Annotated in this window: 12 protein-coding genes and 2 pseudogenes; 11 read left to right on the plus strand and 3 right to left on the minus strand. The window is 57.2% G+C overall.

Features of this window, described 5'->3' with window-relative positions; translation table 11 throughout:
- Positions 1-99 precede the first annotated feature (99 nt).
- Positions 100-2,040: an AI-2E family transporter gene (locus tag B2M20_RS17390; protein ID WP_244553579.1), complete on the minus strand. Its 1,941-nt coding sequence runs from the start codon at positions 2,038-2,040 to the stop codon at positions 100-102.
- A gap of 419 nt (positions 2,041-2,459) precedes the next feature.
- Here B2M20_RS17390 and B2M20_RS17395 point away from each other — a divergent pair, with 419 nt between their 5' ends.
- Both B2M20_RS17395 and B2M20_RS17400 read left to right on the plus strand, forming a co-directional pair.
- Entirely contained in the window at positions 2,460-3,080 is a 621-nt protein-coding gene (locus tag B2M20_RS17395) for a hypothetical protein (RefSeq protein WP_079448295.1), read from the plus strand.
- Positions 3,081-3,688: 608 nt separating this feature from the next.
- Positions 3,689-4,297, plus strand: a complete 609-nt coding sequence (locus tag B2M20_RS17400; protein ID WP_079448296.1) for a cysteine hydrolase family protein — start codon at positions 3,689-3,691, stop codon at positions 4,295-4,297.
- Positions 4,298-4,656: 359 nt separating this feature from the next.
- Here the strand turns inward: B2M20_RS17400 and B2M20_RS17405 are convergent, their stop codons facing one another.
- A complete protein-coding gene (locus tag B2M20_RS17405; RefSeq protein ID WP_079448297.1) occupies positions 4,657-5,562 on the minus strand; it encodes an NAD(P)/FAD-dependent oxidoreductase in 906 nt (301 codons plus the stop codon).
- A gap of 93 nt (positions 5,563-5,655) precedes the next feature.
- On the opposite strand from B2M20_RS17405, the gene B2M20_RS17410 reads away from it, so the two are divergent.
- Positions 5,656-6,567 carry a DUF72 domain-containing protein gene (locus B2M20_RS17410; protein WP_244553580.1) on the plus strand — a complete coding sequence of 304 codons (912 nt, stop codon included), beginning with the start codon at positions 5,656-5,658 and terminating at the stop codon, positions 6,565-6,567.
- Between the two features lie 185 nt (positions 6,568-6,752).
- On the opposite strand, the pseudogene B2M20_RS17415 reads toward B2M20_RS17410, so the two are convergent.
- A pseudogene (locus tag B2M20_RS17415) lies at positions 6,753-7,771 on the minus strand (alpha/beta fold hydrolase).
- A gap of 520 nt (positions 7,772-8,291) precedes the next feature.
- Here B2M20_RS17415 and B2M20_RS17420 point away from each other — a divergent pair.
- From B2M20_RS17420 to B2M20_RS17460, 8 genes and pseudogenes are all read left to right on the plus strand, one after another.
- On the plus strand, positions 8,292-9,572 hold the full coding sequence (locus tag B2M20_RS17420; RefSeq protein WP_079448298.1) for a DUF892 family protein: 1,281 nt from the start codon (positions 8,292-8,294) through the stop codon (positions 9,570-9,572).
- 1,206 nt (positions 9,573-10,778) lie between these two features.
- Complete coding sequence (locus B2M20_RS19675; RefSeq protein ID WP_158081562.1) at positions 10,779-10,928, plus strand: hypothetical protein; 150 nt, start codon at positions 10,779-10,781, stop codon at positions 10,926-10,928.
- A 109-nt stretch (positions 10,929-11,037) separates the two neighbouring features.
- Entirely contained in the window at positions 11,038-12,027 is a 990-nt protein-coding gene (locus tag B2M20_RS17435; protein WP_079448301.1) for a DUF3618 domain-containing protein, read from the plus strand.
- 5 nt (positions 12,028-12,032) lie between these two features.
- On the plus strand, positions 12,033-12,566 hold the full coding sequence (locus B2M20_RS17440; protein ID WP_079448302.1) for a hypothetical protein: 534 nt from the start codon (positions 12,033-12,035) through the stop codon (positions 12,564-12,566).
- Positions 12,566-12,961: a phage holin family protein gene (locus B2M20_RS17445; RefSeq protein ID WP_079448303.1), complete on the plus strand. Its 396-nt coding sequence runs from the start codon at positions 12,566-12,568 to the stop codon at positions 12,959-12,961. Before B2M20_RS17440 ends, B2M20_RS17445 begins: the two co-directional genes overlap by 1 nt.
- Complete coding sequence (locus B2M20_RS17450) at positions 12,958-13,656, plus strand: hypothetical protein (protein WP_079448304.1); 699 nt, start codon at positions 12,958-12,960, stop codon at positions 13,654-13,656. The genes B2M20_RS17445 and B2M20_RS17450 overlap by 4 nt, the downstream gene beginning before the upstream one ends.
- A gap of 80 nt (positions 13,657-13,736) precedes the next feature.
- A pseudogene (locus tag B2M20_RS17455) lies at positions 13,737-14,194 on the plus strand (YidB family protein).
- A 24-nt stretch (positions 14,195-14,218) separates the two neighbouring features.
- Complete coding sequence (locus tag B2M20_RS17460) at positions 14,219-14,479, plus strand: GlsB/YeaQ/YmgE family stress response membrane protein (RefSeq protein ID WP_079448305.1); 261 nt, start codon at positions 14,219-14,221, stop codon at positions 14,477-14,479.
- Positions 14,480-14,939 lie beyond the last annotated feature (460 nt).

Consider the following 14,939-nt stretch of genomic DNA (forward strand, 5'->3'; position numbering starts at 1 on the left):
GCTGTGGGATCGGTGTCTCGGCATGGGCTTTTCTCCAAAAGCCCGGCCACCCGGTCAATCCAACTCTGCTTACCCGTCCAGCACCAGGGGCCCACTCCATTACGGGGTCAAATTTGCGAGCCGATTGACAACGAAGTATTCGCGGTCCTTATCAATAGTGGTGATCACGGCAACGCTGGTGTTGAATACGTCGGCCGCACGTTTGGCGAGAGCATCCAGCGCTTCACGTTTATTACCTTCCAAGACCCCGGTCGCTTTCAGCGCGTCGACACGCTCTGCGTCGTTGTCAGGCACGGGGGCTTGTTGGACAACCGTGGCTTCTTCAGGGTCGATGATACGGTGAATACGGCGAACCGCCTCCTCGACCGAAGTCACGACAGCATCGGCTTTGAGCTTTGCAAGGGATTCGTCGGTCAACAGCTCTGGCGGCGCGTTCCACAGCGCCAGAACGATGCGCATATTCGGCCATCGTCGTCGCAGACGCCGGCAGGCGTGGCGAGCGGGGATGGCTGGATTCGGCGTAACGTAACTGAGACAGACAATGTCCGCGCCCTTCAGGTCGAGTTTGGCCAGATAGTCGGCATTTACGCTTGCAGCGGGTTGGGAAACTGCGGCGATCCCTTCGAATGCGAGCGCATGGGCCAGCATCTCGCCGGAGAGGGCATCAATCTCCCATTTTCCTCCGATGCACAGGACCCTGGGCTTTGCCTCCGGACCCAGGGAGGAGGGGTATTCATCTCTTAGATCGTCGAGGAGCGAGTCCATTCCGCTTGTTAGGCGCATGCGGTGCTCGGCGCTTGCGTTCTGGAGGTACGCCTCGCTTGCCAGACGAAGGACCTCAATGCCGATTGCATCGTAGAACGATATGACTGAAGTCTTCTCGATCTCGGTGCTTGCGATCTCGGCAGCTTCGTCGGCGTCATCTGCAATCAGCCGCTGATAGATGCGGGCCGGAACGTCCAGTGCAGGCGTCGAGCCGAGCATGGTGTCGAGGAAGCGCAGTTGTGGCAGATTGCGCCCGAGAACCAGCAGGCAAACGGTGAGGGGGGTGGAGAGGATCAGCCCCACTGGGCCCCAGAGCGCTGTCCACAATATCGTCGCGGCGATCAGCGATATGGCCGACAGGCCGGTGCTGGACCCATAGAGCAGCGGCTCGACGATGTTGTTGCTTATCAACTCGAGGATGACGATCAGCGCAATGGTCCAGAGCAGCATGCTCCAGCCGCTGTCGACGGCAAAGGCGAGCGCGATCGGAAAGATCGCAGCAATCAGCGGGCCGACATAGGGAACGAAGCGCATGACCGCGCCCACGGCGCCCCACAGCAGTGCGCCGGGTACGCCGATGATCCAGAGGCCGGCAGCGAGCGGCACACCGTAACTGACGTTCACGAGCAGCTGCATCAGAAGATATCTGCTGATACGCGCACCGGCCTCCTGAATCGCATCCGTTGAGCGATGGAAGTTCCCTCCGAATAGGCGCAGAAGCCGGTCGCGAAGATCGCCGATATCAAGCAGCGCCAGAATGACGAAGATCAAGACGATGCCGGCGGTAGCCAGGGGCTCCACTGAACGCACAAGCCAGCCAAATGCCTGCTCGAACGGTGTTGGCGGTATGGGAACGATTTCGACGCGCTGCGGGACGGGGCCGCCCGCTGGTTTATCGTCCTTTGACTCCACCTCTTTCTGTAAGCGTTCGACGGTTCTCAGCACGCCGTCCAAAAATCCGGGTGCTTTGAGATTCTCGCGTAGATCTGACAGCTTCGTCAGTATGGTCGATTGATAGGTCGGCAATTCGACCGCCATCGAACGGACCTGGGCGCCGAGAACGACGCCTAGTCCCAGCAGAGTGCACACGACGGTCACTATGACGAGACCCGTCGCAAGCGGTCTGGGGAGGCCTTTTCGGACAAACCAGGTGACCGGCGGGTTCAGTGCAAACGTGATCAGGAAGGCGATCGCGAGCGGTATGAGTATATCGCGGCCGTAGTACAGGCCGGCAAGGAGGATAGTGGCCGTCGCCAGGGCGGCCGCAATTTTCACAATATCCAGTTCGCGAGACGTGACCGGATCCGCACGGACCTGGCTTGGTAAGGGACGTCCTGGGACTGTAGGAAAATCAGGCATTCTGCTCCGCCTCACACCAAAACGCGAACGGACCCAGCAAGTTCCTTCATGCCAATGTCGCGAGCGTGCCTCGTCACGCCGATTTCGCACTGCCCCAGATCAGGGCGCGCTTAAATCCGCTGTGCTACTAACGGCGCCACGAACGCGCAAATACGGTGGAATGAGTGGACGACGATAATGGTTTTCAAGAAACACGACGTAATCATCGAGAGGTGGACGGAAGCTCGCCAAGCTGAACCGGGTCCGTCGGTGTTATTGTTGGCGCGAGAATCGAATGCACTAAGCCGCTCCTATGGGCTATAGAAAGCCCTCCTGAACAGCACGCATGTAACCAAATGACCATCCCATTCGATCCGACTGCCCTCCTTGACATCGCCGACAAACTTGGCCTGCTAGACGGCGTCAAGAAAAAGCTGTTCCGCAATCCGGATGCAGCCACAGACAAGTTGGCGACCGTGCTCGACGAGCTGTCGAAAATCTATTCCACCCTCGAATCCGAGTTGGTCCGCTTCCTCAGCCTGCATTTCGAACCGGCGGGTAATCTGGCGGCCGAGCGGCAGGTCTTACTCACATTGGAAAGCGGTCAGCTCACGGTTCGAATGGGCGAAGCCCGGGGCCACTGTCACAAGATTTACAACATCTACCAGAAGCACCTCGACCGCTGGTTTCACCGGGTGCTGTCGCCACAGGAGGCGGAAACCATGAAGCGGCTCTTCGAAGCGCTGAGCTATGGCGATTCCCAGATGGATCTGGCCATTCACCAACTGGCCGGCTGGTTGGGTACGGCGGCCAGCGAGACGCTCGATCTCATCGATGCAGGCAAGGTAGCCGAGGCCCAGCAGAACATTCGCACTGCTCGCCGAGAGGTGTTGCCCGCACGCCAGGCCATTACCCAGACCCTGGCCCGTCTGGTTGTTCTTCAAGGTGACTTTGTCTCTGCGTCAGGAACCGATTGACGTAGCAACATTCTAGGTCGGTTTGACAAAGTGTCTGATCCAGAGGCGGATGGCTGCGAAGCCGAGATAGCTTCGGCGATTTTGTTATATCCGGTCGCCAGGCGGCGAAGGTGCGCCACCCTTGGCTTGGCGGTCCTCGCCGTTCGAACGAAGCGTCGATCAGGGGAGCTTGTCGAGCACGATCAGCTGCCGCTCCTCACGCCTGCCGGGCGCGCTCTCCAGGCATGCCTCCAGGGCATCCTTGACTTGCTAGCACCTTCCCGTCGGTGCTTCGGGATCGTCGCTGAAGTGCGCGATGTACCTTTTTTCGCCCTGGCTGGATATGTTTTTGGGTCCCCTCGTAAGGAATTTCAGCGTAGGCCTCTTCGTCGATCAGGTTGCCATTTTTATCCAGCAGACCGGTACGCTTAATCGTCGCCCTGGGCCGTGATGTCTGGTCGCGGAGGCGCCAAAGAATAATGAATGTTGTCAAACATCATGAGGTGCGTTCGACTTCAAGTTTCGCCTGCTCGATGCCGGACGTTTCGATCGCATTTAACAATGCCGCCTCATATCTTCCCAGGAACTAACCCCTGGCTGCCGGTTGGATTGGGCTCTCGAGGAATGTCATGTCAAAGAGCGATACATTACGGTACGGCCCTCCGGGAGAGCGCGCGGTGCATCTTTGCGTCGATATGCAGAGAATGTTTGCCGAAGGCACCGAATGGAAGATGCCCTGGCTTGAGCGGGTGTTGCCGAACATCATCGCGATCACGTCCGCTCATCCCGAGAGAACGTTTTTCACCCGATTTATCCCGGCCGAGAAGCCCGGACACGGCGTGGGGATGTGGCGGCATTATTACGAGCGATGGGCCTCAATGACTATCGACCGAATCGGGTCTGACATGGTGGGGCTGGTCCCTGACCTCGCCGCGTTCGTCCCTCCCGGCAGGGTCTTTGACAAGCATGTCTACTCCCCTTGGACCGGAAGCGACCTTCATCAGCAACTGCGCGGTGCTGGAATCGACAGCCTTATCATAACCGGCGGGGAAACGGACGTTTGCGTTCTGTGCACGATGTTGGGAGCGATCGACTGGGGCTTTCGGGTCATCCTCGTACAGGACGCGCTTTGCAGTTCGGCTGATGAAACGCACGACGCGATGATGAATATCTACATGAATCGGTTCGGAGAGCAGGTTGAGACCGTCACGACGGAGACTCTCCTTGAGTGCTGGTAAGGCAAAATCTCTTGAATTCGGGCCCCTCGCATCTCGTGCGGATCCTCCTGCCCCAGGAAACTGGCAGCAAGAACTGGTTCGGCGGTTTTCTCGAAGACTTAGCGGATAAGTTCGGCGGGCCACGAGCTTTCAGCGCCCTTCGGGTTTGGGTTTCTGACTCAGCGGCGGCGGCGAGACCGAGGAAGCATTGCGGTCGTCGAAGTCATGTGGGGCGACCGCACTTCTGGCGGTCCTTGTAGGATAGATTGGCCGGGGAGCTCCCGCGGCGGGCGATTGCCACTCGGGCCAACGAATCACGCAATTCTTGGCGGCTTGTGGCGCTGGTATACAAACGCGCCGAAGGAAATAGCAAGGATGCCTCAGTCGCAAAATCCATCGCGGCGAAGGAACACCTTGTTGATGGCGACGGCCGCCTGCGCTCCTTCCGCGATGGCTGCTGCGACAAGAAGGACGTCGCGCGACACGTCGCCGGCAACATATACGCCGGGGACACTAGTCTCCTCTGTATCAGTGTCCATCACGACGCCACCCTTCGCATCCCGCTGGCAGCCGAGACGCTTCGAAAGGTCAGATGCCTGATGGCAGCCGGTCGAGAAGAATAGGCCGACCCGGGGCAAATCAGGTCCGCTTTTGAATATGATCTTCGTAAGCTCCCCGTTCGTGCCTTCGAGACGTTGAATGGGCTCGGGACGCACTAGAATATTATGTTTGTCAAGCTTTCGCATAGCTTTCGCGCTGATTTCACTCCCATCGCTGCAAACCACAATGTCCTGGATCCAGTGTTTCATCATAAGGGCAAGCTCCGCGCCTTTATCCCCTTTCCCCAACGCGGCTACAGGCTTTCCTGCGTACTCAAAGCCATCGCAGTAAAGACAATGATGGATTGAAATCCCGTAGAGCGGTTCGATGCCGGCAAGTTCAGGAAGTTCGTCAACGAGACCCGTCGCGAGCAAGATCTTCGATGCGTTGCCTGTGGTGCCGTCCGAGCAGCTAAATTCAAACGAGCTGCCGACAGAAACAATGTCGGTTACTCTTGTCCCGCGCACCGAGACAGAATTATAGCGTGTGAGTTCTTGACGGGCCTCGCCCAGGAATGCAGCGGGAGATCGGCCTTCCCGACCGAGCAGACCATGTATTGCCGGGGACCTCAGATTGCGTTGTTGTCCTTCGTCACAGAGCAAGGCCGTGCGGCGGCATCTTCCCAGGAGAAGCGCAGCGCTTAGTCCGGCCGGTCCGCCACCGACGATGAGAACATCGTATTTCATCAAAAGCTATTTTCGTTGCGTACCTGTATAGGGCCACACGCGCAGCCCGGAACCCAAACCAGCCGATCAAGCGTTAGGAGGTCGGAGGATATCATGCCGGGCGCCCTTACAGCACCAGAGTCGACAGAACTGACGCCCGAAGAGCGCCGGGAGCGCAGGCGGCTGCGCCGTGAAAAGCAGCGCGAGGACAATGTCAAACGGGCGGCGAAGATGCATACTGCCCGGCTTAAGAAAGCTGATAGCTCGAAAGCGCCGTCCGACATCACGCGATCAGTTCACGTCGGGTGCTCGGGCTGGCGTTACTGGAAATGGCGAGATTCATTCTATGCCGACGTGCCTCAGCAGGAATGGTTCGCATACTATTTGAAACGCTTCGATACCGTTGAGATTAACGCGTCCTTCTACTCATGGCCGACAGTAGCCGGCGTTCAGGCTTGGCGCCGCGCGCCCGGCAAAAAGAAGTTTGTGTACACCGTCAAGGTTTGCGAGCTCATCACTCATGTGAAGAAGTTTAAAGGCACAAAGACGCTCGTTCGGGATTTTGGAGTGATCGCCGACATTCTCGGTGACCAGATGGGCTGCTTCCTGTTCCAGCTTCCGCCGAGCTATCGATACACCAACGCCCGTCTCAAGGAAATTGTCAGCCAGCTCGACCCGGCACGCCGCAATGTTGTCGAATTCAGGCACGCCAGCTGGTGGAACGAAGAGGTCTACAGCGCCTTTCGCAAGGCAGGAATAATATTCTGCTCCTGCAGCGGACCAAGATTGCCGGATGTGCTCGTCAGGACGGCGAACGAAGTGTATATCCGCCTGCATGGTCCGAAGCGCTGGTATCGGCATGACTATTCAAATAACGAACTGACGGAGTGGGCGCGCCGGATTAAAGCGAGTAGGACGAAGCGCGCCTGGATTTACTTCAATAACGATTACGACGCCCATGCTCCGAAGAACGCCGCTGTTCTCCGGCGCATGTTGAAGCACGTTGGTTCCACTCTCCCGAAATAAGGTGCTTCCGGTTGATTCGCCTCTTAAAACACGGGAGACGACAAGGAACGGCAAGCGCGCTCCGCGCCGATGAGTATGCCGACAGCAAACTAAAACCTATCCGGCTTCACATGATTCTAGGACGTTGCCCTCGCAGCGCATTCGATAAGGCCGCAGTTGATCCGCCGCATGAGCTTGCTGTTTTATTATTCGGCCGCTGCCAGTTGCGTTGATGCGTTGACTACTTCCTTTATGGCCGACATCACTTGATCCGTGGCTGTTTGTTGTATCATGTGGCCGTTCCCAGCAAGCCTATAGAATCTGCTCTGAGGAATATCGGCGTGTAGCCGGGCTGACTGACTCTCGATATCGATCAACTTGTCTTCCTCTCCGGCGATGATGACTATCGGCATGTTCAAATCCTCATACTGACGGCGCAGCATAGCGTCCGGAATCATTAACGCCGACTCAGCGGCTGATGCCCTTATCTGAGCTGGCCGCAGCGCCAATTCCTTGGGAAAGGCACCAAATTTCTTAGGTACCGATCTCGGGCCAAATATTTTTTTCAGCATGAGCGGCCATATGACCCGGCTCAAGAGGGGGGATATGGTTTGACTTAAAATATCACCCACGATCGGCAAAGCAGGTGCGCCCATCGCTACGACGTCGGGCCGTGCAGTGGGATAGTAATATCCGGATGCGAGAACTAAGCCCCGGACTAAGCTTGGATACTTTAGGGCTATTGCGACCGCAACCGAAGCGCCCAAGAATGGCCAAGCACCACTGCGTTAGCAACGCCAAGTTGCGCGAGCGCCGCGTCGATCAATTCCGCCTGGGTATCGGGCGTCCACACGACGTTGCGCGGACGCTCGCTGTGGCCGAAGCCGGGGCGATCGAAAACGATGACCCGGTGATCCACGGCGGCGAGGTCGATCAGACCGCTGGATTCGAAGTCCTGGATCATGCTTCCGTTGCCATGAAGGAATACGACCGCGTCGCCGGTCCCCCGTTCGACGTAGTGAAGCCGGACCCCGTTTACGTCGAGGAAGCTGCCCGCAGGCGGATTATCACGCTCCGCTTTGTTTGCGAGATGTCTATTGACGGCGGCGGCGAGAGCCAGAGTTGTAAGCGCTATTGCGGAGGCAACAAAGAGCGAAGGTGCCTTGCGACTACTTTGACTTGGAACTGCTTGACGAAGTCTCTTCAAGGATGGAACGGGGGTCACGGGAGCATACTCAGTCGGCGCATGCACGAGATCTCGGACAATTCTGGGAAATGTTGCAGCGCAGAGCGAACCAGCGGCTCCGAGGATCGTTCCGTACCGCCCACTTCAATTGTCGAGATACGCAACGATCGTCCAATTTTGGGGGAACCAGCGAAGAGCGCTGCCGGCGCGCCATAATGAGCCAAAAATGCACGGTATATCCCCTCGGGGAACACGGGGATGATCGACGTGTGTGCGTCTTTTGACAGCATTCGAAAAAGGCTGACATGCCGCTCCGCATCGGCCTAACAATTGGGTGACAATTGAAAAAACCAGGATCAGCCTTAGTAAGCTAACTCCAACAATCGGCATGAGCCGTGGCCATTCGCCGAAAGCCGCTTCCGGGGGGATCGATTCAACGCTTCCGCGTGAAGATGAAAACCGAGCTCCAATCGGCTCATATATGCTTTAGCATAGGAACGTTGCAGATTACGGACTGTTAATCGGAGGAAATCATCCTTTATTGTCCGGAGTCTTGCAGATGTATCACCATGTGAAAAAGCTCATGTTTACTGTGCGGGTTGATGAACCCGATCCGCATTTCGGGAATATGCTTTTGGAACAATTTGGAGGCGCAAACGGCGAACTGGCGGCTGCGATGCAGTATTCCATTCAGGGTTTGAACTGTGAAGACCCTGAGCGCAAAGACCTCCTGATGGATATCGGAACGGAAGAACTCAGTCATCTTGAAATCGTAGGCACATTGGCCCGTCTGCACCTTGCGCCCACGAAGTTTGATCGTGAAGCAGCAGAGGCCGATCCTCTAATCGCAATCGCCGGGGGTGGCGGCGTTAACCTCTTTAACTCGCAAGGAAATCCTTGGACGGCAGATTATTTGAAAATCACCGGAGAGTTGGATGTCGATCTACGAAGTAATATTGCGGCCGAAGCACGCGCGAAAATCGTTTATGAGCGGCTGATCAATTTCTGCGATGACGCAGGTACCAAGGACGCATTGCAATTTCTGATGACGCGCGAAATTACGCATATGAAGGCTTTCGCGGCAGCCCTTGAGAGCATGTCCAAACCCGCGTTTTCGATAGGCCGGATCGCGCCTACACCGGGACTGGTGAATCAATTCTTCAACGATTCGACGGGATCGGGAGATCACGGTGAGATCGACACCCGTGGTCCCTGGAATGAAGGCGGCGATTGGGAGTTCATGAAGTCACCGGCAATTCAAACCGATGCCGATGCCGACACTAAGGCTTCCATGGAAAGCTCTCCCCCGGAAGCCGCCGAGGGAGTACAGGAGCTTCTTGTTGACGAACTTCGCGACATCCTTCATGCGGAAAAACAACTCACCAAAGCGCTTCCACAAATGGCGGAAGCAGCCAGATTTACTCAGCTCCGCGAGCTTTTTGAGCAGCACCTAATCGAAACGGAAAATCAGATTGAACGCATCAATGAGTGTTTTTCTCTCCTCGGAGAGACAGCTCGCGCTAAGCCCTGCAAAGGCATGATGGGGTTGGTCGAGGAAGGTCAAGAAGTGATGGATAAAGGGGAGAAAAAGCCGGACGCTGCGGCTGATCTTGCGCTCATTGGCGCCGCTCAGCGAGTCGAGCATTACGAAATATCGGGCTACACCAGCGCTCGTAATCTCGCCTCTCAACTTCGCCACAGCGCCATCAGCGCACTTCTCTCGGCGTCACTGGCGGAAGAAGAGAATGCAGACCAGTTGCTTAATCAAGTCGCTCGATCTTTGATGTCGGTGGCAAGAATGCCAGCGGCACTTGAGCGGACGGCCATGGAGGAAAAATGAGTTGAGTGCATCCCTCTGCACGAGCTTCCGACCAAGCTGTAGCGGGTGCTGGAGACGCCCGGACTGAACTGGTCTGAAGGAAACAATATAAATAGCGAAAAATTTAGATTTGCCGCTTTAATACGGAATACTACCGCTCACAAGATAGGAAGACGGTATGTGAGAACATTTGGGACTGCGCGAGTGGCAGTATTGTAAAACTGAATCAAGGAAGCAGTAGCTCCTAATCTGCTTCCTTGATTCATGCCATCCAGCGTCTCCATTCGCTGGGATGTCCCAGCTCATATGGTTCGCCCGCGCAATCCTATCATAGCTCGGGATTGAAGAGTTGAAGCGACAGTTTAACAAGGGGCAAGGGCGTCCAATACAGCCGGTATTTTTAAAGCGCGGCAGATGCACGCTGCTCTTCGTCTTACTGAATGAGATGGTGTCGGGATACAGAGCGCTCCGAGCAAGATTCGTTAAGCAATGGCTGGCCCACCATCAGACCCTCGCCAACACCGATATTGAGCGATTTTATGAACCCACCGATGAGGCTGAAAAAACAGTCGATCACTATACGAAGGCGATTAATGACTCTCGCAATAAATGCATGCTTCCGTTATCGAACGATTTGGAAAGGCCTCGTCCCCGTCGTCCTCGAACCAGCGCCGCGGACGCTCTGTTGATAAGCCCGCTGTTGCGGTAGCGACCGGTCCGTCCGTTGTCTTCAAGTTTCGAGCAGATCAAACCGTTGTTGCCTATCCTGCTGAACGCTTCGAAGTAGGACAACTTTTTGCGGACCGAAAGTTCCACATTAGAAAGAGCAGCGGGCGCAAAACGGCAACGCCTGGTCATCAGTTGCAGCAGGCCAACGCTTTCGCGTAACGATCTGACGCTGGAAGATTGAGAAGCCTAGTTTCGCAGTAAAAGCCCGATCTCGTGGTTGGGGTGGCATCGTTCAAATTGCCCGTGTCCAACAGCTATTTTCTGATACTCCGGCGGTCTCGTTTGAGAGGTCATTCACAGCTAGCGTTATAAAAGATCGCGACGACGATTAACAATCTGCCATCGTGGCGTCCTCGCGATTCCGACCCGCAAGCGCTACTACCAAGACTAGCCGACAAAGGCGTCCCGGGTTGACGGCGAGATGACCCAAACTCAGCATCTCCGCCATACAGTTGCCAATCCATTCAAATGTATGGAGTGGCTTCGCTGGAGTGGCGAGTGAGATTGCCGAAGCTTGCGTTTAAGAAGCCGGCAAACTCTCTCGGCGGATCGCGAACTCGCGATGCCGGATTGAACCTGCTGATAACCGTTCTCAATGCCATCGAGTTTCTGCTGATCAACTTCAGGCTGCTGTTCTCGGATTCCTAAGTCCAGACCCGATACGCGCGCGCGCCGAGCGGGACCAGCGTGCCCGACCGTAGGAACGATTCGCCTGAGGGGGAGTTCGCTTCCAACAATCATAACGTGGTGGATTACCATGACACGATCCGTTGAGGAATTGAGACGGGAGTCCGAGCGTAACCGGGCCGAGCTCGCGGCGACGGTGGATCGGCTGAGGGAGCAGCTCACCGACACGGCGGAGGAACTGCGCTACAAGGTGTCGCCGCAAGGGATCAAATCGGAGGTTTCCGATTTCGTCAGCCGCAAAACTCATAGTTGGATTGATGAGCTCAAGCAGCGGGCGATGGAAAATCCGATGCAGGCAATCGCTGCTGGGACTGCGGTTGCGGTGCCCGCCCTGCGGCTGGCACGGGGATTTCCACTTCCTCTCTTGATTATGGGTGCAGGCTTGGTCCTGAGTTCGAAGTCCATGCGCGCCCGGGCAACGGACGCCGCCGCTCCGGCAGCAGAAAAGGTCAAGGAAATGGCAGGTGAGACTGCCTCGCGCGTGCGATCGTTCGGTGAGGATGCGATTGACGCGGCGTCCCGGACAGGTCGCGATGTCACCGACAAGCTAAGCGAGGCTCAAGCTAGGGCGGCCGGGATGGCCGAGGACCTGACCGACCTGGCGGCGCGGTCTACCGACAGAGTGAAAGCTAGCCTGGATATTGCCTCGGAAACCGCGAAAGCGAAGTTCGAACAGGTTCGCTCCACTGTACGCGACAAGGCTAATGCGGCCCCGGAAACCGCCCAGCAGATGATCGGTGACAACGCCGCCCTGATTGCCGGTCTGGGAGTTGCGTTCGGCGCGATCATTGCCGCTTCCCTTCCCGCCACTCAGGCTGAAGCCACTGTCTTAGGTAAGGCAAGTGTCGGGGTGAAGCGCACGGCGGGCCAGGCCGTCCAATCCGGATTAGAGGAGGCCAAGGATGCGGTGCTGTCGGCAGCCGATGGCGCCGCCAAGAACCTGTCCCAGGCGGATCTCGGTAAAACCGCTAGCCACATGACTCGGGAAATGTCTGACAAATTGAAGGAAGCAGCCGACGATATCGTATCCGCGGCGTTCAATCCTGCAAACCCAAGGTAAACCTCATGAGCGAATTTGATATCCGACAAGCTGTTCCTCAAAAGCAAGACTCGACGTCCTCTCAAAGTCTGAAGGGCGAGATCGCTGATGCAAGCGCCGAGATCAGTCAACGCGCCCGCGATGCGCTGCGCGCGTCGAAGGACGTGGCGCGTGACAAGTTTAAGGAGGCCTCCGGCGCTGCCGCGGAAGTTGCGGAGGGAGCCTCGGATCACTTCCGGGATAAAACCCAGGAGCAACAGCGATCCGGAGCCGACATCATCGACCGGCTTGCTGGGAACATTCGGCAAGCAGCCCATGCATTCGAAAACGACGCGCCGTTTGCCGCGCGCGGCATCAATTCCAGCGCCGACTACGTGGAAGATGCTGCCGAGAAGATTCGCAATGGCACCTTCCGAGATCTCGTTGACGGGGCCTCCGATTTCGCAAAGCGGCAACCGGCTGCCTTCCTCGGACTGTCGGTGCTTGCGGGCTTCGCAGCCGTGCGTTTCTTTAGAGCGTCGGAAAAACATACCGCGTCATCCCAACAGGAGGACGTGTGATGAGTACACGATCCGATTTTGGGACAATCTCAACCCTGCTCAGCGATGCACTTTCGCAATTCGCGAAGCTTTTTCAGAACGAGGTCGATCTCGCTAAGGCCGAGCTCGCCGAGAAGGTCCAGCGTGTCGGTTGGGCAGTCGGTTTTTTGGCGGGCGGAGCGGTGCTCGTCATTCCCGCGCTTGTCATGGCCCTGTTTGCGCTGTCGGCTGCCTTAATGGCGGCCGGCTGGTCGCCGGCGATTTCCTACCTCGTCTGCGCAGTCGGTGCCGCAGCGGTTGCCAGCGCGCTGTTTGCCGTTGGCATGAACCGGCTGGATGCGCGCAACTTGGCACCTCGAGAAACGATAAGTCAGCTCGAGAAAGACAAAGTCACCGTAAAGGACATGGTGCGATGAGTAATTTTTTGGACAATCTGAAGGAAGCCGTTGGCGAAAACCCGCTTTCTGCCGCGCTGATCGGCGGTGGCGCACTTTGGCTGTTGTTTGGTAACGAGACGCTGAAAAGCGCGGCAGCTCCGGTCAGTGCGGCCACCGCACGGCCTCTAGCCGATATCAGGACCAATCTGCGGTCGAGCGCGCCCGATTTCGCTAACAGTCCGCAGACCGCTCCGGAAATGGAACATCGATCGCTGCATGATGGCCATACGTTGAGTGAGATAACGAGCGCCGCATCGGGCGCCGCGAACGCGATTAAAGATCGGCTCGGAGAAGGGGCGACTTACGCGCGAGAGAGTTTCAGCAAGGCAGCCGAAGTGCTTCCCCCAAAGGAGACCATCGCGAAGGTCCAATCCTCCATTTCCAGTCTGATCGAGAGACAGCCGCTGGTGCTGGGGGCCGTAGGTCTGGCGGTCGGCGTTGCCGTCGCGAGTGCGTTCACCGCGTCGGATCTTGAAAATGAATGGATCGGAGAAGTTAGTGACCGCGTCAAAGAGGACATGGAAGCACGTGCTGGATCCGTCTCCTACAGCGTCCGGGAGGCCTCCGACACGCTAAAGGCCACATTTCGCGACATCGGATCGGAAGCCGCAGAACGGCTGCAGGAGACCGGCCGCAACGTAATGGATGCAGCTCGTCAGAAGGCGAGCGCATAACTCCCACCACCTCGAACTGCGAAGGCGCGTCTTCGCACAGGTGGCCGGAAAAGGAAGTCCGTATTTTAACCGAGGAAGCCATGAGCCGTGGAACGACATCACTGACTGCGCTGCTCGGACTGCTCGCGATCGGCGGCTATCAGAACAAGGACAAGCTGGCGGAGATGCTCAGCGGAGCCGGCAACCATACTGGCGGGCAGAAGCCTCAAGCCGGGTTGGGCGGCTTATCGGCAACCTATCCAACATGATCAGCGGCGTCGGCCTGGGCGGTCTTCTGAACGGCGGGCTCGGAGAGCTCGTCGAACGCTTCAAGCAAAACGGCCAAGGGGAGGCCGCGCAATCCTGGGTCGATGAGGGTCCCAATGAGGACATCTCGCCGCCGCAGCTGAAGCAGGCAATCGGGCCGGATATCGTGGCTGCGTTGGAGCAGCAGACCGGCCTTTCGCAGGACGAACTGGTTGCGCGGCTTTCACGAGAGCTTCCGACCGCCGTGGACAAATACACGCCGGGCGGCCGTTTGCCCGATAGGAATGCCTAAACCTTTTATACGGGAGATGCCAAGATGAGTGTGTTATGGACGATCGTTATTGGCTTTGTAGCTGGGGTTATTGCTAAGTTCGTCATGCCTGGCGACAACGAACCCTCGGGATTCATCCTCACCACCATCTTAGGTATCGTGGGGGCCTTCGTTGCGACGTATCTCGGGCAGTCGCTCGGATGGTACCGCGTTGGCGAGGGTGCCGGCCTTTTCGGCGCGATCGTCGGCGCAGTTATTGTCTTGCTCATTTACGGGTTCGTCGCTGGCAGGCGTAGAGCCGTTTGAAGGGCGCTTCCGAACAACGTCGGGCCGACTCAATCATCTCGGACTGTCAATGAGCGTAAGCTGCCAAGCAAAGCATAGCCGTAGCTCACCCCAGCTAGTCGCACGGGTTCTTAAACTCGGAGAGACAGTGTCATCAGCGCGAGGCGATTCCCTCATCGGGAGGCAGGCGGAAAAGTTGCAAATGATCACGTCTGCATCGCTGCAGCTCTCGTTCGGATGGGCCAGCACGCCGGCGCCCATATCGATTATTATCAACTCGATTAGCATTTTTTAACGAGAAACGATGAGATGATGCGATGCGGCCGCGATTGTGGGGATCGCCCAAGGATGGACTGGCAGGGGGCCCGTCTCCGAGCTGATGGAGGCGGCGGACAGCGAATGCATGTGCTCGAACGATCTATCGTCCGATGGCATCAAGGAGGGGTTGATGCGGATCGAGGCGAGGCCGGGGCGCGAGGTC

Source organism: Nitrobacter vulgaris (assembly GCF_002028545.1).
GTDB classification, from domain to species: domain Bacteria; phylum Pseudomonadota; class Alphaproteobacteria; order Rhizobiales; family Xanthobacteraceae; genus Nitrobacter; species Nitrobacter vulgaris.